Source organism: Butyricimonas sp. DFI.6.44 (assembly GCF_022132345.1).
GTDB classification, from domain to species: Bacteria; Bacteroidota; Bacteroidia; order Bacteroidales; family Marinifilaceae; genus Butyricimonas; species Butyricimonas muris.
This window is the reverse complement of record NZ_JAKNJD010000002.1, coordinates 187,408-204,583: the sequence shown is the minus strand read 5'-3', so window position 1 is coordinate 204,583 and position 17,176 is coordinate 187,408. Positions and strand designations below refer to the sequence as shown.

Sequence of the window (17,176 nt, the reverse complement as noted above, 5' to 3'; positions counted from 1 at the left end):
TAAAAAACAATGTCCGACACGATGCTATTGTCTTCCGAAATACTTGACTTCGTCAGGGAACATCTCGATGATGAGCCCGCTCGATTGCAATTTCAAAGAAAGAACTACCCGGATAACCGGGTGGATATAGCTGTCGAACAAATCCATGCCCGTGCAAGAATCAAAGACAAGCTTCCCTCGTGGTTCGCTCATCCCGGTATATTTTACCCCTCGGCATTAGCAACGGAACAATGTTCGTCGGAACTTACTGCCGGCTACAAGGCATGCTTGATATCGGGCAACACGCTCTGTGACCTCACGGGGGGAATGGGTGTCGATTCTTATTTCTTTTCCCGTTCGACGGGTAAAGTAACCTACGTGGAACAGAATCCCTCGTATTGTGAAGCTGCACGTTATAATTTCAGCATACTGGGAGCGAATAACATAGAAGTAATACACGGGAATGGCACACAAGTAGCGGGGACTCTCGCGGCAGACACGTATTATATAGACCCCTCCCGCCGGACTCATGATAACAAGCGTATCTTCGCTCTTGCCGATTACGAACCTAACGTACTGGAAATAAAAGAGAACATACTCTCCCGCGGCAGCCGCTTGATCGTGAAAATATCTCCCATGGCCGATATCACGGCAGTCCTGCGCCTCCTGCCGGAGACGACCGAGGTACATGCGTTGTCGGTGAAAAACGAGTGCAAGGAGCTTTTGTTTGTACTGGACACGACGCCGGAGCAACACGCGTTAACGATACACGCCGTCAACTTTCCCGCTTCACGAATCGTGCAGAGATTCACTTTCACGCCGGAAGACGAGAGAGAAGCGCAACCCGACATGACGGATACGGTGGGTCAATACCTTTATGAACCCAATAGTTCCATATTAAAAAGCGGTGCGTTCAAGATTCCGGCAAATCGTTATGGGCTAAAGAAATTACATCGGCACAGCCATTTATATACCGGAGATACGTTAATCCATGATTTCCCCGGTAGAATATTTCAAGTGGAAGAAGTCTTCGACTTCTCCAGCAAATGGCTGAAACAGATAGCTAGAACAATCCCGAAAGCAAACATCACTACCCGAAATTTCAAAATATCGGCAAACGAAATCCGTTCCCGAAGCAAGATGAAAGAAGGTGGAGATATATTCCTACTAGCCACGACATTGAATAATGAAAAGGCGGTCGTCATTCGATGCCGCAAACCCGAGAATTGACGATTTCTCGATTTATGATTAGCACAAATAAACGGAGCAAGCGGGGAGAAATCTAATATTTAAAATCTAAAATTAATAATCTTTTCCTTCTCTCTCCCGTATAGGGACTAGAACTAAACGATACCAAAATGAAGATACAAACAGGTCATGGTACGATCACGCTGACTGCGCTTCTTGCCATTTATTCTATTTCTATGGTTACTTCCCTGCCGGGATTAGCCATATCCCCTATCTTGGGCGATCTCGAACATATTTTCAAAGGAGCAAGCGATTTGGAATTACAAATGCTGGAATCCCTTCCCTCGTTTATTATTGTACCCTTTATCCTGCTGGCGGGACGACTTTCCCTACATGTGAACAAAAAACGGATTCTCATTATCGGGTTAGCTATCTTCTTCGGGTGTAGTGTCGTGTACCCTTTCAGCAATTCTCTCGCGCTATTACTTGTTATCAGCGCATTGTTGGGAATTGGTGCCGGAATGATCATTCCTTTTTCCACGGGACTTATCGCGGATAACTTTTCCAAACGCTATCGTACCCGGCAATTGGGTATTGCCTCATCAATCACGAACTTAACGCTCGTATTGGCGACATTCCTCGCCGGAGTCCTTGCCGATATCAACTGGCATTACGCCTTTCTGGTATATTGCCTGTCGGGGATTTCTCTGTTATTCGCCTTTAAACTGGACTCCACACCACATACTGTTGCACCCAAAACGACGACCGCCTCCACTACCCCATCCGCATCAAGCACGAAACACAATTGGCCTGTTTCTTTGATGCTTCTTTATTATTTCATCACCTTTTTGGTTTTAACCGTACCGTTCAATCTCTCCATTTACATGGAAACAATGAAACACTACAAGGATCCGGACATTGCCGGTACGCTTATTTCCGTGTTCTTCCTCGCCATGACAATACCGGGATTTTTTATCAACAACATTATTTCAGTTTTGAAAACATACACGAACTTTATCGCCCTTTGCGCTATTGCCGTCGGTTTTATTTTATTCATACTGAAAGCAGGTCCCGTTATACTGACGATAGGCATTATACTCATCGGGTTAGGTTACGGAGCCATGCAACCGATCATATACGACAAAACTTCCTCAAGCACGGTGGAATCACACGCGACATTTGCCCTTGCACTCGTTATGTCAATGAATTACGTCGCGATTATCACCTATCCGTTCATCACCCAATGGCTGCAAGACCTCTTCTCCACGGACGCCTCCTACTTCCCGTTCCTGCTAAGCATGATACTGGGTGGAGCCTTTACCGTGTACGCTTATTTCAGAAGAAACAGTGCCGCCCTCGGTATGCAAACTCAAAGTTAAATATTGTGAGTAGAACAACCTTCATTTCCCTACTCCCGTATTTATCCCATGCAAGAGAGCAAAATGAACTAACCATCATATTAAATATAACATTCTAAACTAAATTAATTTAAGATGACAACAAATTCAAACACGAAAAGTACCGCGATGAAACTCGGCGTAATGACCTTGGCGATCATGAACGTCGCGGCGGTAGTGAGTCTCCGTGGACTTCCGGCAGAAGCCGTCTACGGATTGAGTTCCGCGTTCTACTACTTGTTCGCGGCCATCGTATTCTTAGTTCCAACAGCACTGGTAGCGGCAGAACTTGCCGCCATGTTCTCCCAAAAAGAGGGTGGAGTTTTCCGTTGGGTCGGAGAAGCTTACGGGAAAAGAGTAGGATTCCTCGCCATATTCCTACAATGGATCGAGAGTACGATATGGTATCCTACCGTGCTGACTTTCGGTGCCGTGTCTATCGCTTACATCGGTCTGGACACGTCAGAGGATGCTCTGCTTGCTTCAAACAAGCTCTTCACGTTGATAACCGTGTTGGCTATCTACTGGATTGCCACGTTTATCTCCCTGAAAGGTTTGGGCTGGGTTGGTAAAGTTTCCAAAATCGGTGCCATGGTCGGAACCATTATCCCGGCAGGGTTACTGATTATCTTCGGAATCATCTACATCTCCACGGGCGGACACAACAACATGGACATGAGCCAAGGTTTCTTCCCTGACCTGACCAATTTCGACAACCTCGTACTGGCATCGGGAATCTTCCTGTTCTACGCGGGTATGGAGATGATGGGTATCCACGTCATGGACGTGAAAGCACCCGCCTCCAAGAATTACCCGAAAGCCATCTTCATCGGCGCGGGTATCACCGTTATTATCTTCGTGCTCGGTACTTTCGCCTTGGGTTTGATCATTCCGGCAAAAGACATCAATTTGACGCAGAGTTTGCTTGTCGGGTTTGACGGTTATCTGAAATACCTGCACATCAGTTGGGCTTCTCCCGTTATCGCCATCGCTTTGATGTTCGGTGTGCTGGCAGGAGTATTGACATGGGTTGCCGGTCCGTCCAAAGGTATCTTCACCGTGGGTAAAGCCGGGTATCTGCCACCGTTCTTCCAAAGAACCAATAAAATTGGCGTACAAAAGAACATTCTTTTCATACAGGGGGCTGTCGTTACTATTCTGGCTCTCTTGTTCGTGGTTATGCCTTCCGTGCAATCATTCTACCAAATTCTGTCACAGTTGACCGTACTATTGTACCTCATCATGTACCTGTTGATGTTCTCCGGGGCTATCGTACTTCGCTACAAGATGAAAAAAGCCGAGCGTCCCTTCGCTATCGGTAGAAAGAGCAACGTAGGCATTTGGATCATCGGCGGACTCGGTTTCTGCGGTGCTTTGCTGGCATTCGTGTTGAGCTTTATCCCGCCTTCCCAGATCAACGTGGGTAGTAACACGGTTTGGTTCTCCGTATTGATCATCGGTTGTATCGTGGTAGTAGCCACCCCGTTTATCATCTACAGTCTACGTAAACCGTCATGGAAAGACCCGAACGCCCAGATCGCTCCTTTCCACTGGGAAGAACAACCGGTACAAGCCGCAACCACGGCTCAAACCACGACCGGAACCACAACTCAAACAACAAACACAACAAAATAGTCTATAAGGTCCATAAAGTAGTATTCCAGCTCCTCCTCTGTTTATAGAGGAAGAGATAGAATACTATCTTACCAACCACTTTACAAACCTTATAAACTATAATAAATTACAGGTATGAAAAAGACAATTACAATGAATGACCTCAAGAACTTAGTTCAAGAGGCACACGCGCAAGTGAAAGATTTGAAGGGAGGAAAAAACGCGAATTACATACCCTTCCTAGACAAGATTGATTCCAACCTATTCGGTATTTCCGTCTGTCTTCCCTCGGGAGAAGTAATCACGGTTGGCGACACGGACTACGTTTTCGGTATAGAATCTGTGTCCAAGGTCTACACGGCAATACTCGTGCTACGTCAATACGGGGCTCAAGCCGTTCTCGACCAGATCGGGGCTGACGCCACGGGATTACCTTTCAATTCCATCATGGCCATATTACTCGAAAACGATCACCCGAGTACCCCGTTGGTAAATGCCGGGGCTATCTCCGCCGACAGTATGGTGAAACCTATCGGTAATAGCGACGCCAAATGGAAAGCCATCACGGATAACATGAAAGAATTGAGCGGTAGTGACTTGCAACTACTGGACGAACTATACAAGTCCGAATCGGAAACCAATTTCAATAACCGTTCTATCGCGTGGTTGCTGAAGAATTTCAACCGGATATATGATGAGCCGAATATGGCTCTCGACTTGTACACCCGTCAATGTTCCATGGGAGTAACGGCAAAACAATTGTCTATCGCAGCTTGTACCATCGCTAACGGGGGACTGAACCCGGTAACAAAACAACAGGTATTCGATGCCTCTTTAGCCCCGAAAATCACCTCTCTAATCGCCACCGTCGGATTCTACGAGCACACGGGCGATTGGCTGTACACGAGTGGTGTCCCCGCTAAATCGGGTGTCGGCGGTGGAGTCCTTGGAGTCGTTCCGGGCATCTTCGGCATCGCCGCTTTCGCTCCTCCATTGGATGAAGCCGGTAACTCCGTGAAAGCACAAGCCGCTATCAAATATATCGCACAAAAGTTGAATATCAACGTATTCGGCGGTGACTATTTGGAAATAAAATAGAAATTGCCCGCGGCAATTTCTAAGTTTCAAGTTGAATTTGCCTACGGCAAGTTACAAGTTGCATTTGCTTTCAGCAAGTTTAAATGTTCAAGTGAAAAACAACTTATAATTTGCCGCGGGCAAACTTATAAATTCATTTATCATGGAAAGAAGTAAAGTTCTGGAAAAAATCCTCAATGCTCTTGTTTTAATAGGTAGTATGGCTATCATCGTGGTGGCATCTATTGAATTATTAAAAGGCAATAACGCGCTAAGTGAAACATTCATACTAAAATTCCACCTGTGGGTATGTTCCCTGTTCCTCGCCGATTTCTTCGTGAGGTGGCACACGAACGGTTGGACGTCTCGTTTCTTCCGGGATAATTTCCTTTTCTTGCTCGTGTCCATTCCTTATTTGAATATCGTGTACGGTTTATCGACGCATATATCCCATTCGGCATGGATCGCCTTGAGGCTTATCCCGCTTGCCCGGGGCATATACGGTGTATCCCTTATCGTCAGTTGGATGACCCGCAGCAAAATCACGAATTTGCTTATCACTTATCTGACCATTTTATTCACGACAATATACTTTTGCAGTATCATCTTCTACTACATGGAACATGACGTCAATCCACCCGTGAAGACCTACTGGGATGCGTTCGATTGGGCTCTCATGAACGTAACGACCGTGGGTTCCAATATTTTTGGCGTCACGAAACTAGGGCAAGTCCTCGCCGTCGTCCTCGCCGCCGCCGGAATGATCTTTTTCCCCATATTCACTGCCTACGTGACAACCAAGTTCCAGAACAAAAGACAAGGAAAAAACGGGAATCAATAAACCGGACAAAACACATCATGCACAACATGACAACGGATGCCGTGCCACGAAACAAGTTCCTTGTCCCAGATCGAAATTCAATTCGATATTGCCACCAAAGTACCTCATGATCGTCTGGCTGATAGATAACCCCAGTCCAACTCCACCTTTGAATGAATCCGCTTTATAGAAACGTTCAAATATTTTCTTCCGGGATTCTTCCGGGATTCCCGGTCCCGTGTCTTGAACGTACAAGCAAACCTCTTTCCCGTTTCTCGCCATGCGATAACCGAAACTGATATAACCTTCGGCGGTAAATTTGATCGCATTATTAATCAAATTGTTTATCACTTGTTTCAATCTCATCGGATCGGTTCTCAGATAGAAACTATTCTCCGGTATCTCCATCCTAAGCTCCACGTTCGGGGGCATATTCAACACTTGCGCGTGATAAATATCCGTGAACAAATCATTTAATGACTGTTCCGAGTAATGAAATTCCATCGTATTCGCCTCAATCTTCGACAAGTCGAGGATATCCGAAATCAGCAATAACAACTGCTCGCTATTGGTATTGATTAATTTGGCATACTCCTTCTTCTCCTCCGTATCAAGTCCCGCATCAGGATCGGTCAACAAATTGGAAAAACCAACGATAGCGTTCAACGGGGTACGTATCTCGTGACTCATGTTCGCGAGGAAAGCACTCTTCAACTTATCGCTCACCAATGCCTTATCCCGCGCATCCATCAGGTTATTCTCTATCATCTTGTGTTCGTGTATACTTTGGCACACACCCACGATACGGTAAGGCATCCCGTTCACTTCTCCCAAGTAAACCGACTGAGCCTCGAACCATTCCCATGTGCCATCCGCACGATGCAAACGGTAGGTATACGGCTTCTTGTTCAAGCTACCCGCAACTTGCCCCGCCAAGGCTCCAAGTAACGTTTCCCGGTCATCGGGATGCACCATATCCGAAAACTCCGCCGAGGATAGATAATCGCTCGCGGGATACCCCAAGTGTATAAACCAACGGGGATCTATAACCATTTTATTCCGTTCCAAATCAAAGAACCAAGGGAATATCTTCGTTTTCGCCAAAGCAAGGTTCAACAGGTATTCTTGCGTCAGTTCACGCTCGTAATTCCGGAAAAGAAAAATAATCTTTGACAAATATCCATTTTCCCTTAACCCGAGGAATTGCCCGTTTATATAGAACTTATCACACCCGTTTAAAACACGAATATAGGTATTAGGTACAAGTTCTATAAATTTCGTCCCTTGATTCAATCGATGAATAATCTCGGGCAAAACATTCCGCATTTCCGAAAACACACCTAGTATTTCAAAAAGATTCTTACCGATAACCTCTTCCCTCTTCCAATTCAAATCCTCCAAAGCACGGGTATTCATTTGTCTGACAACACCGTCATGATTAAAAATAATACTGCCTACAGATAAGGCACTAAAAATAACATCATTAGCGATCATCTGATCACAAACTTGTGACAAAAACACATTTCCCTCTTTTTCGGAATAATGATCTTCCATTACAACAAACGCATTAAAAAAACTTCACATGAACTGTTTATCAAAAGTATATAAAAAAAACATCCAACTATTGATTTATTTAAATTAACAGTGTTATTTTATATTACACGCTACATACTAACAAAGGGGACTTGTAACAAGTCCCCTTTGTTAGTATCATCGAAATGCCCTGATTAACGAGAGTGGTTGAATACTCTTGGTTTCTGCGGTTCTTTCTTGCTCCACATAATAGCACTGTTGGTCGGTTCTTTCAACGTATCGAGTTGTTTCACGCAACGTTTGATGTCTTCCATCAACAAATCGGCAAGGTCAATACCTGTACCTTGACGAACAACGACACGCATGATAATCACGTCTTCCATCGCTTTCGGCATCGTGTAAGCAGGCACTTGCCATCCTTCCACATGCAGGGCGTCGGATAAATCGTAAAGCGTCCAGTTCCGTTTCTTGTCTTCTTTCAATTTCCAGATAAACAACGGGTTCGGCATATCGTTACTGAAGAACTCGAATATACCCATGTCTTGCAATTGTTTTTTCAAGTACAAGCACACGTTGATACAGTTCTGTTGAACTTTCTTGTATCCCTCCTTACCCAAACGCAGGAATTGATAGTATTGAGCCAATACTTGATTACCCGGACGAGAGAAGTTGATAGAAATACTCGGGATATTGGCACCAAGATAATTCACTGCAAAGTTCATCTCCTCGGGCAAATATTGTTTGTCTTTCCATACCACCCAGCCCACACCGGGATACACCATACCGAATTTGTGACCGGAAGTACTGATAGAAAGTACCCATTTCAGACGGAAATCCCACAACGTGTCGGGATCGATGAACGGGTGAATGAAACCTCCCGTGGCAGCATCCACGTGGATACAAATTTCCCAACCCTTCTCGGCATTCAATTTATCCAACGCATCATTGATCTCTTTCACGTTATCATTCAAACCGGTAATCGTTACACCTTGAATAGGCACGACACAGATCGTGTTCTCGTCACACATCTTCACCACATCCTGCGGGTCAAGCGTGATCTTATCCATCGTCACGGGCACCATACGCATCTCCACGTCCCAGTAGATAGCGAATTTCTCCCATACCACCTGCATACAAGTTGAAATAATGAAATTCGGTTTATCGGTGGGAAGCCCTTTTGCCCGACGTCTTTTTTGCCAACGTTTCAACGCAGAGATTCCACCCAACATACAAGCCTCGGAAGAACCGACGGTACTCGTACCCGTGCAATACGGTTTCTCCGGGGAGTTCCATAATTTAGCAAGGATATTCACGCAACGACGCTCGATTTCAGCGGTCTGCGGGTATTCCGTCTTATCGATCATGTTTTTATCCATGTTCTCGGTCATCACTCTACGGGCGTAATCATCCATCCAAGTGGTTACAAATGTCGCCAAATTCAAACGTGAATTCCCGTCAAGCATGGCCTCGTCATGAACCATTTGATAAGCCACTTCGCCCGGCATCATTCCCTCAGGCATCTCGTACTTAGGCGCTACTCGTGCCTCTTCATCCGTCCCAAAAACCGGTGTGATAGGATTTTCTGTCTTCATAATTTAATTAGTTTAGTTTATTTTATAACGAAAAATAAATCGTCGTTCTTTCCGACGGTCGCTAATAATTACGTGATGAAAGCCCGAAGGTTTCAGCCTCGCACCACATTTAACACCCCTTGTTATTTATTGATTCTACTCGTCCTTCACGACAAGCCCTAACAAACGGGACAAATCCAACGCCTGCAATGAAGTAACAACGACTCCCCGCAAATCCTCCGGGTTCAATCGGATTCCCGCCAACTGTGAAGAACGAAAATCCATCCCCTGCAACGTGGCACGGGAAAACTCCGCCTCGGTCAAGTTGCACGTGTCAAAATTCGCCGGGGAAAAAGAACAACGCTCGAAACTGCCGCTCTGCATATCACTATGGGCGAATAACACCTGCTTCATCTTCCCCATGGAAAAATTCACGTACCGGGCATTACAATGATGCAAAAGCACGTGATTTAGACTGCACTCCCCAAAATTCGTCCCCAATAATTTGCAAGCAACAAATTCCACCCGATAAAAGGAACTCTCGAAAAAAGAGACATTCGACAAATCACAATTCTCGAAACGCACGTCACTCACCTGCGCCCCCCGGAACTGGCAACCACTGAACGTCACCCCGTTAAACACACAGTGATTTATTTCCAAATCTCCCGCGTTCGCCCCCTCTACAATTTCTTTCCTGAATATCCGGTCACAAACCTCTTCTTCCGCCAATAACTCGCCCAACATCTCCCCACTCTCCCTTGCGCTCTGCACCATAGGCGGGGCTATCTTCACTTCTCCTTTTTCTTTACCGTTCTTCTGTCTTAATACCATAACTTCTTCGTTCTACCAAAATTTATTTTCCATGGAACACGTTCCAAAAATACGAATAACAATTGAAAATGGGAAATTGAAGATCATTCAATCTAAAATCAATAAACTCCTCCGGCACTCCGTGCCACCTCCTCTATAAACAGAGGAGGAGCTGGAATACAGTCCCTAACGCTAGAAAAGCAACTTGCAACTTGCCGAAGGCAAATTCAACCTGTAACCTGCAACTTGCCGAAGGCAATCTTTATCACCTCCTCGAACTTTTCCGTGCTATTTTCAGTATAACCAAGGATAACATTCTTAACCGATTAATTAGATTTGTCATGGAACAAAGTTTCTTAAAACTAATAGAACACAGCATAAAAGAACACTGGCACCTCCCCTCTCTCACGGATTATCAAGGTGCGGAACATAACTATAAAGACGTGGCTCGTTGGATCGAAAAATTGCATATCTTGTTCGAAAGAAGCGGCATCCGTCCGGGTGACAAAATCGCCTTGTGCAGCCGCAATACTTCAAACTGGGGAATAACCTTTCTTGCCACGCTGACTTACGGTGCCGTAGCCGTGCCCATATTGAACGAATTCCGACCGGACACCATACACCATATCATTAATCACTCCGAGGCTCGCCTGCTCTTTGTGGGTAAATCCGTGTGGGACAACATCGACCACGAGCAAATGCCTAATCTCACGGGAATAATCGCCATGGCGGACTATTCCGTTATCTCCTCGGAGAATGCCTCTTTGCGGGAAACGGCTCTTATCTTGGAAGAACTGTTCAAGTTAAAGCACCCGGAAGGTCTTCAATTAAAAGACATACACTACCGGGTGGAACGTCCCGGGGAACTGGCAATGATTAACTATACCTCGGGGACAACCAGTTCCCCCAAAGGCGTGATGCTACCTTATCGCAGTATGTGGTCGAATCTTCGCTACGCCCTCGACCAGATGGGATACACACCCGGCGAGAAACTCGTGTCCATCCTTACCATGGCACACATGTACGGGCTTGCTTTCGAGTTTATTTACCCGTTCGCCAGCGGCATACATATCTATTTCTTACAGAAGATGCCCTCCCCGAAGATTCTGGGAGAAGTCTTTGCCGACATCCGTCCGCACCTCATCGTGGCAGTACCGCTGATCATCGAGAAAATCATCAAGAGTCGGGTATTACCCCAATTGGAACGTTTCCATATCAAACTGATGCTGAAAATACCCGTGCTCGGCGGTAAAATCCGTCATAAAATCAAACAACAGATACTTGACGCTTTCGGCGGACGTTTCAAACTACTCGCCGTCGGCGGTGCGGCATTGAATAAAGAAGTGGAAGCCTTCCTCCATTCCGTGAAATTCCCTTACACCGTGGGATACGGCATGACGGAATGTGGTCCGGCAATTGCTTTCGACCATTGGCAAACCTTCCGTCCCACCTCTTGCGGCAAAGCCGTCAACCGGATGGAGATCAAAATTGACTCTGATGATCCTTTTAATAAAGTGGGTGAAATATTCACGAAAGGAGCAAACGTCATGGACGGTTACTATAACAATTCCGAAGCGACAGAAGCCGTACTCGCCCCGGACGGCTGGCTTCATACCGGAGATCTGGGGGTATTGGACGCGGACGGTTATCTCTATATCAAAGGACGTAGCAAAAGCCTTATCCTCGGTCCCAGCGGGCAGAATATCTACCCGGAAGAAATTGAAGACATCTTGAACGCACAACCCTACGTGGCGGAATCACTCGTCATCGAACGGGAAGGCAAACTCGTCGCCCTCGTCTATCCCGATGCGGAAGCGATGAAACAAAACAAAGTCACAAAAGAAACCCTTAACAAGATTATCAATGAAACACGCAAGACTATCAACCAGCAACTCCCTGCATACAGCCAGATTGCCCGCATACAAATCCACGAGGAAGAGTTCGAGAAAACCCCGAAACGAAGTATAAAGAGATTTTTATATCAATAACGGTTTTGCCGAAAGCAAAAACATCATTTGCAAAAAACAAATATATTTCGTAACTTAGCAAAAGTAAATATAAACTTGCCACAGGCAAATGCAACTCGCCGAAGGCGTATGAAACCTGAAACTCGCTGAAAGCGAATGTAACTTTGCCTTCGGCAAAACAAGTAACACCATGAAAACATTGAAAAGAATCATTCCAATAGGAATACTTTTATTCTCCTGCCTTTTCGCAGTAGCAGAGAAAAAACAAAAAGCGGACACGGCCGCGTTGAACAAGATCGAGAAACTGATGAAAAGCCGGATGTTCTACATCGAAGTAGACGCGGCATACCCTAGTGGCAGCGGTAGCATAACCATCAACTCCAAATACGGGCAAAAACGTATCGGTGGTGACGGCTATGTTTCTCTGGCAACCAACCAAGGGCAAATATTCATGCTCGACACGGTGGCCACGGGACGCCTGCCGTTCTTCGGACGGGCATATTCGGTACCTTACGGTGAAGGCGGTGGCGTGGAATTCGAGAAAGCCGAAATAAAAGACGAGTCGTTCAAAGTAATCAACAAGCGGAAAAAGAACTATATCGAGTACAAGTTCAATGTCCGCAATAATAACGATGTCTTCAATTTCTATATCGAGGTATACGGCAACGGGAAATGCACGGTCAACGTGACCAGCAACAACCGGGCATCCATCTCTTACAGCGGCAAATTAACCCCGATACCTGAAGACAAGAAAAAAGCGATGGGGCTATAAGGTTTGTAAGGTTTATAAAGTTTATAAGGTTCATAAAGTGACGGGAGTCCTTCGGACAGTGTTTATCGGTAGCAAACGCTGCCGTAGACAAAGCGTCCCGCAGGGGTCTATGAACCTTATAAACTTTACAAACCTTATGGACTTTACAAACTTATTCGTACCTTTGCTATTTGTTTGAAAGTTACCTGAGAGATGGAAGAAAGTTTTATCTATTATATTGAAAGTAGTATCAAGGAAAACTGGGAACGTCCGGCACTGACGGACTACCAAGGAGTAAATTGCAACTACAAAGACGTTGCCCGTAAGATCGAGAAGTTACATATCTTGTTCGAACACGCGGGCATCAAGAAAGGAGATAAAATCGCATTGTGCGGTAGAAACTCCACGAACTGGGGAATCGCGTTCCTCGCCACGCTTACTTACGGGGCGGTTGCCATTCCTATCCTTAACGAATTTAAACCGGATAATATCCACAACATCGTCAACCACTCGGAAGCCCGTTTGCTTTTCGTGGGCAGTGTCGTGTGGGAAGGTCTGAACGAGGCGTCCATGGAAGCGCTGGAAGGGATCCTTGCCATAGAGGATTATTCGACAATCGTATCACGCAGCCATACATTGACGCACGCGCGGGAACGATTGAACGAACTGTTCGGGAAGAAATATCCCGATCGGTTCCGACCGGAAGACGTTTCGTACACGTATGACAAGCCGGAAGAACTGGCGATCATCAACTACACGTCGGGAACAACCAGTTTCTCAAAAGGAGTTATGCTCCCCTACCGCAGTTTATGGTCGAACTTGGCGTTCGCGTTCGGCGTATTCGGGAAAATGCCCGGCGAACAAGTGATCTCCATGTTGCCCATGGCTCACATGTACGGGCTAGCTTTCGAGTTTATATACGAGTTTGCCAGCGGGGCACACGTGTTCTTCCTGACACGTACCCCTTCCCCCAAGATCATAGCGGATGCGTTCTCGACAATCCGCCCGAACCTGATTATTTCAGTTCCCCTGATTATAGAAAAAATCATCCGGAAGAAAGTATTACCTTCTTTGGAAAAGCCGCTGATCAAACTTATGCTGAATCTGCCGTTACTTGACAAGAAAGTAAAAAACTCCATCCGTCAAAAGGTGATCGATGCATTCGGGGGCAACTTCAAGGAATTGATCATCGGGGGTGCCGCACTCAACAAAGAAGTGGAAGAATTCCTTCGTTCCATCAATTTTCCCTACACCGTGGGTTACGGGATGACGGAATGTGGCCCAATACTCTCCTATGCGGGATGGGAAACCTTCAAAAAAGGCTCCTGCGGACGGGCTGTACCCCGCATGGAATTGAAAATTGATTCTCCCGATCCCGCCCATATTGTCGGTGAGATTCTTGCCAAGGGGGACAACGTGATGCTCGGGTATTACAAAAACGAATCGGCAACACACGCCGCATTCACTCCCGACGGATGGTTACGCACGGGTGACCTCGGGTTAATTGACGAAGAAGGCAACCTCTTTATCAAAGGACGTTCCAAGAACATGATTCTAGGTCCCAGCGGACAGAATATCTACCCGGAAGAGATCGAAGACCAATTGAACAACCTGCCCTACGTCTGCGAATCCATCGTCGTGGAAAAAGACGGAAAACTGACCGCCTTAATCTACCCGGATTTCGAGGCAATCAACGCCGATCACAAAAATTCGGACGAGATGATTGCCGCCATCATGGAAGAGAATAAAAAGCAAGTAAACGAAACACTCCCGGCATACAGCCAAATCACCAACGTGAAAATATACAACGAGGAGTTCGAGAAAACCCCCAAGAAAAGCATAAAACGTTTCTTGTATCAATAAAAATATTAAGGCTGCCCGTGCATGGGCAGCCTTAATATTTTTATTCAAATTCACGAGGTTTGCCTTTGTCGTACACCACGTACAACTTATCACCTTGCATCAAAATCCCCCTTCCTTTACCCGCTTCACGGTTCTTTCGGTTATTCACGTTCACGGCAACGACCTTCCCGTCAAAGAAAGAAGTCACGTCGTCAAATATCGTGTGTCCCACGAATACACGCCCTACACCATATCGAGATAAAATCCGATCAACATCGGCGGGCGTAGACGGGCGGTATTTTTCGTCGTCTTTCACCATGCCCCGGAACCAGAAGGGCCCCCGGTCACAATAAATAGAATCGGATAGCGCGGACAAAACCTTCCGCTCCTCCTTATCCAAGAAAACAGAACGCCCCATCTCCTCGTTTACCTCCATCACGCTATTCCCCATACCGGTAAACTCCTTGCTTAACCCAGCATGCACGAAAAGATTATTGCCCACGATCTGCATCAGGTTGCGGGAACGCAACCAACGCCCCAACTCGCTATTCCCGTGCCATAAATCAGCATACTTCATGCCAAGAGAATCCGCCAGATTCGTATATTTACCACGGGTATATTTCAGATTATTGCGCAACACCATTTCTTCGTGATTCCCCAACATGAAAGTCATCACCCCTCCGGCTTCACGTGCTTCCTGTTCCAGTTTATAGATCAGCCAGAAGATAGGCAACACGTCTTTTCCCCGGTCAAATACATCACCAATGATGATAACCTGATTTTTCCCGAATTTCCAATTATAATCTTTCCCGATCACGCCATTGTTACGTAACACGGAAATAAAACTTTCGAGATCACCGTGAGGATCCGAAATAATCAACGTTTTCTCCTTCTGTCCCGTCTTCCATGCCGGGCGTTCTATCGGATGAAGCGGTACCCGAAAACGATGCCCGCCTTTCTCGGACACCACTTCAAGGGTAAACCCCGCGGGCAGGTCGGCGTACACCGTATCCCGCAAAACTCCCCGTTCGTCTACCCGCACCACACGTACTCCCCCGGTAGAATCATACATCACGTAAGGTCCGTCAACCGACAACCCGTCCTGCTGCTTTTCTTTATCTTGGGCAATACACAACCCACTACATAACAGGAAAAATAAAAAAAATATATATTCTCTAAACCATTTCATAATTCAAGCTTTAAAAAACTACCGGGAATCCTCCGTACCCTAATTCCCGGTAAGATATACAAAAAAACTAATCGGCTTCCAATTTCATCCACTTGTTCGGGTCTGCAATACTTCTGATCCAGAACACCTCTTCCGTATCCCGGATAACCGTGAAACCTTTGCTACTAAAAAATGCATCGTAAATAACTCCCACGTGCTCGTTTTTATCCTTGTCATACAAATCTTTATCCGTGAAACCGGAAGACGTGGAATGACTCTTCTTGCTGTTATCGAACCGCACTTGGTTTATCGCGTTATTCAATAAAGTAAATGTACCGAAATCGTAATTATGGCTCTTCTCCTTTCCGTCCGCACTATTAACAGCCGTCACTCGGAATGATCCCTCGTAACCGGATTTACGATCCATCTCCAGCGTAAATTTAACGAAATTCGGATATTCTTCTTTCAAAGCCTCCCATTCCGCTTTCAAGCCATCGCTCATGTCCGTGATAATATACTCGTCATTATTCTTCAACATATCGACAGAAGCGATATACTTGTTAGGGACAAATGTCGGCACCTGTTCGGGAATCAAGTCCAGAGGAGAAAGATCCATGATAAAGAAACGAATCGCCCCGTCGGCATCGTTAGACACGAACTCCCGATTGGTAACGCCATTGCTCAAATCAATTTCCAACCCGTTGAATTTCACCCCGGCAACTTCCACGTCATTATCGAAGCGGCATCCCTCCGCCGTGATGATATACGGGACAGACACCGTGACGGTATTCCCCTCCCCGTCTTTGTAAGCCATCGTGCAAATATGGAATATATCATCCAGTTCCACGTGTCCGCCAACAACCAGTTCACCGTTTACCATCATACCCAATCCGGCATTTCCCAACACGAAATACCCGGCCATTTCCGCCAACTTCTCCACGGTACTCCAATCCGCGGCAGTGGCTTTCTCCATGTTCAACTCCACCCGTGTCTTTTTCCCGATCAATTCAATCACACCGTCCCCCACGTCTTTTACGATAAACTCGAAATCTCCCTCCAGACCGAACCCTTTATTACCGTCCCGGACGGGAGACGCATACCCCGGGTTCGCCAGACGGTGTATCGGACTGTACGAGTCGAACGTCAGCACCAGCCCCTCCGAGAGATTAAGATTGTAAGAATAATCCCCCACCTCCGTCTCGAAATCACTCGTCATTTCCACCCGGTTTTTCTCCTTGAACCGGAACAGGAAAGTAAAACCGCCATAACTCCCTTTCTGGGGATAATAAACAAACTTCCACCCGTCGGCAGCCCCTCTCAAGGCTGTTTCACATTCCGTCCGAAAAGCCTCTATCCGCTCGCTCGGCAACTCGGAAAACACGTACTCATCATCGTCCGAACAAGCTGTCGCCAGCAACATACCGGCAATCATACATAGATATATCAATTTTTTCATACT

The 17,176-nt window shown here is 46.2% G+C and carries 13 protein-coding genes; 8 read left to right on the top strand and 5 right to left on the bottom strand.

Translation table 11 applies throughout. The features are described from left to right. Positions 1-9 precede the first annotated feature (9 nt). The 5 genes from L0M98_RS04170 to L0M98_RS04150 all read left to right on the top strand — a co-directional run bounded on the left by L0M98_RS04170 (position 10) and on the right by L0M98_RS04150 (position 6,096). The gene (locus L0M98_RS04170; RefSeq protein WP_227215077.1) at positions 10-1,209 is read left to right on the top strand and encodes a class I SAM-dependent methyltransferase; all 1,200 of its coding nucleotides are present in this window, start codon (positions 10-12) and stop codon (positions 1,207-1,209) included. 128 nt (positions 1,210-1,337) lie between these two features. Continuing rightward, positions 1,338-2,546 (top strand): MFS transporter, encoded by a 1,209-nt coding sequence (locus L0M98_RS04165; RefSeq protein WP_099291974.1) that lies wholly within the window; start codon positions 1,338-1,340, stop codon positions 2,544-2,546. 114 nt (positions 2,547-2,660) lie between these two features. Continuing rightward, complete coding sequence (gene gadC / locus L0M98_RS04160; RefSeq protein WP_099291973.1) at positions 2,661-4,199, top strand: putative glutamine/gamma-aminobutyrate antiporter GadC; 1,539 nt, start codon at positions 2,661-2,663, stop codon at positions 4,197-4,199. A gap of 114 nt (positions 4,200-4,313) precedes the next feature. Continuing rightward, positions 4,314-5,276 (top strand): glutaminase A, encoded by a 963-nt coding sequence (glsA, locus tag L0M98_RS04155; protein ID WP_186978564.1) that lies wholly within the window; start codon positions 4,314-4,316, stop codon positions 5,274-5,276. 142 nt (positions 5,277-5,418) lie between these two features. Further along, entirely contained in the window at positions 5,419-6,096 is a 678-nt protein-coding gene (locus L0M98_RS04150; protein WP_186978563.1) for an ion transporter, read from the top strand. Between the two features lie 15 nt (positions 6,097-6,111). On the opposite strand, the gene L0M98_RS04145 is transcribed toward L0M98_RS04150, so the two are convergent. From L0M98_RS04145 to L0M98_RS04135, 3 genes are all read right to left on the bottom strand, one after another. Beyond that, a complete protein-coding gene (locus L0M98_RS04145; RefSeq protein ID WP_227215075.1) occupies positions 6,112-7,629 on the bottom strand; it encodes a PAS domain-containing sensor histidine kinase in 1,518 nt (505 codons plus the stop codon). A gap of 173 nt (positions 7,630-7,802) precedes the next feature. Next, complete coding sequence (locus L0M98_RS04140) at positions 7,803-9,200, bottom strand: glutamate decarboxylase (protein ID WP_099291970.1); 1,398 nt, start codon at positions 9,198-9,200, stop codon at positions 7,803-7,805. Positions 9,201-9,335: 135 nt separating this feature from the next. Continuing rightward, positions 9,336-10,010 (bottom strand): pentapeptide repeat-containing protein, encoded by a 675-nt coding sequence (locus tag L0M98_RS04135; protein WP_227215073.1) that lies wholly within the window; start codon positions 10,008-10,010, stop codon positions 9,336-9,338. 320 nt (positions 10,011-10,330) lie between these two features. Here L0M98_RS04135 and L0M98_RS04130 point away from each other — a divergent pair, with 320 nt between their 5' ends. The 3 genes from L0M98_RS04130 to L0M98_RS04120 all read left to right on the top strand — a co-directional run bounded on the left by L0M98_RS04130 (position 10,331) and on the right by L0M98_RS04120 (position 14,570). Beyond that, positions 10,331-11,977: an AMP-binding protein gene (locus tag L0M98_RS04130; protein WP_227215071.1), complete on the top strand. Its 1,647-nt coding sequence runs from the start codon at positions 10,331-10,333 to the stop codon at positions 11,975-11,977. A 169-nt stretch (positions 11,978-12,146) separates the two neighbouring features. Continuing rightward, on the top strand, positions 12,147-12,728 hold the full coding sequence (locus L0M98_RS04125; RefSeq protein WP_099291967.1) for a DUF4251 domain-containing protein: 582 nt from the start codon (positions 12,147-12,149) through the stop codon (positions 12,726-12,728). A 192-nt stretch (positions 12,729-12,920) separates the two neighbouring features. Further along, positions 12,921-14,570, top strand: a complete 1,650-nt coding sequence (locus tag L0M98_RS04120) for an AMP-binding protein (RefSeq protein WP_099291966.1) — start codon at positions 12,921-12,923, stop codon at positions 14,568-14,570. A gap of 40 nt (positions 14,571-14,610) precedes the next feature. Here L0M98_RS04120 and L0M98_RS04115 read toward each other — a convergent pair whose 3' ends face one another. Both L0M98_RS04115 and L0M98_RS04110 read right to left on the bottom strand, forming a co-directional pair. After that, complete coding sequence (locus L0M98_RS04115) at positions 14,611-15,738, bottom strand: metallophosphoesterase (protein WP_227215069.1); 1,128 nt, start codon at positions 15,736-15,738, stop codon at positions 14,611-14,613. 67 nt (positions 15,739-15,805) lie between these two features. Next, positions 15,806-17,173, bottom strand: a complete 1,368-nt coding sequence (locus L0M98_RS04110; RefSeq protein ID WP_227215067.1) for a DUF4302 domain-containing protein — start codon at positions 17,171-17,173, stop codon at positions 15,806-15,808. Between the last annotated feature and the right edge of the window lie 3 nt (positions 17,174-17,176).

Bases quoted from the DNA above. Each gene is read 5' to 3' on its own strand.
- glsA (WP_186978564.1), top strand. From the start codon at position 4,314: ATGAAAAAGACAATTACAATGAATGACCTCAAGAACTTAGTTCAAGAG.
- L0M98_RS04130 (WP_227215071.1), top strand. From the start codon at position 10,331: ATGGAACAAAGTTTCTTAAAACTAATAGAACACAGCATAAAAGAACAC.
- gadC (WP_099291973.1), top strand. From the start codon at position 2,661: ATGACAACAAATTCAAACACGAAAAGTACCGCGATGAAACTCGGCGTA.
- L0M98_RS04170 (WP_227215077.1), top strand. From the start codon at position 10: ATGTCCGACACGATGCTATTGTCTTCCGAAATACTTGACTTCGTCAGG.
- L0M98_RS04145 (WP_227215075.1), bottom strand. From the start codon at position 7,629: ATGGAAGATCATTATTCCGAAAAAGAGGGAAATGTGTTTTTGTCACAA.
- L0M98_RS04120 (WP_099291966.1), top strand. From the start codon at position 12,921: ATGGAAGAAAGTTTTATCTATTATATTGAAAGTAGTATCAAGGAAAAC.
- L0M98_RS04140 (WP_099291970.1), bottom strand. From the start codon at position 9,200: ATGAAGACAGAAAATCCTATCACACCGGTTTTTGGGACGGATGAAGAG.
- L0M98_RS04125 (WP_099291967.1), top strand. From the start codon at position 12,147: ATGAAAACATTGAAAAGAATCATTCCAATAGGAATACTTTTATTCTCC.
- L0M98_RS04165 (WP_099291974.1), top strand. From the start codon at position 1,338: ATGAAGATACAAACAGGTCATGGTACGATCACGCTGACTGCGCTTCTT.
- L0M98_RS04135 (WP_227215073.1), bottom strand. From the start codon at position 10,010: ATGGTATTAAGACAGAAGAACGGTAAAGAAAAAGGAGAAGTGAAGATA.
- L0M98_RS04115 (WP_227215069.1), bottom strand. From the start codon at position 15,738: ATGAAATGGTTTAGAGAATATATATTTTTTTTATTTTTCCTGTTATGT.
- L0M98_RS04110 (WP_227215067.1), bottom strand. From the start codon at position 17,173: ATGAAAAAATTGATATATCTATGTATGATTGCCGGTATGTTGCTGGCG.
- L0M98_RS04150 (WP_186978563.1), top strand. From the start codon at position 5,419: ATGGAAAGAAGTAAAGTTCTGGAAAAAATCCTCAATGCTCTTGTTTTA.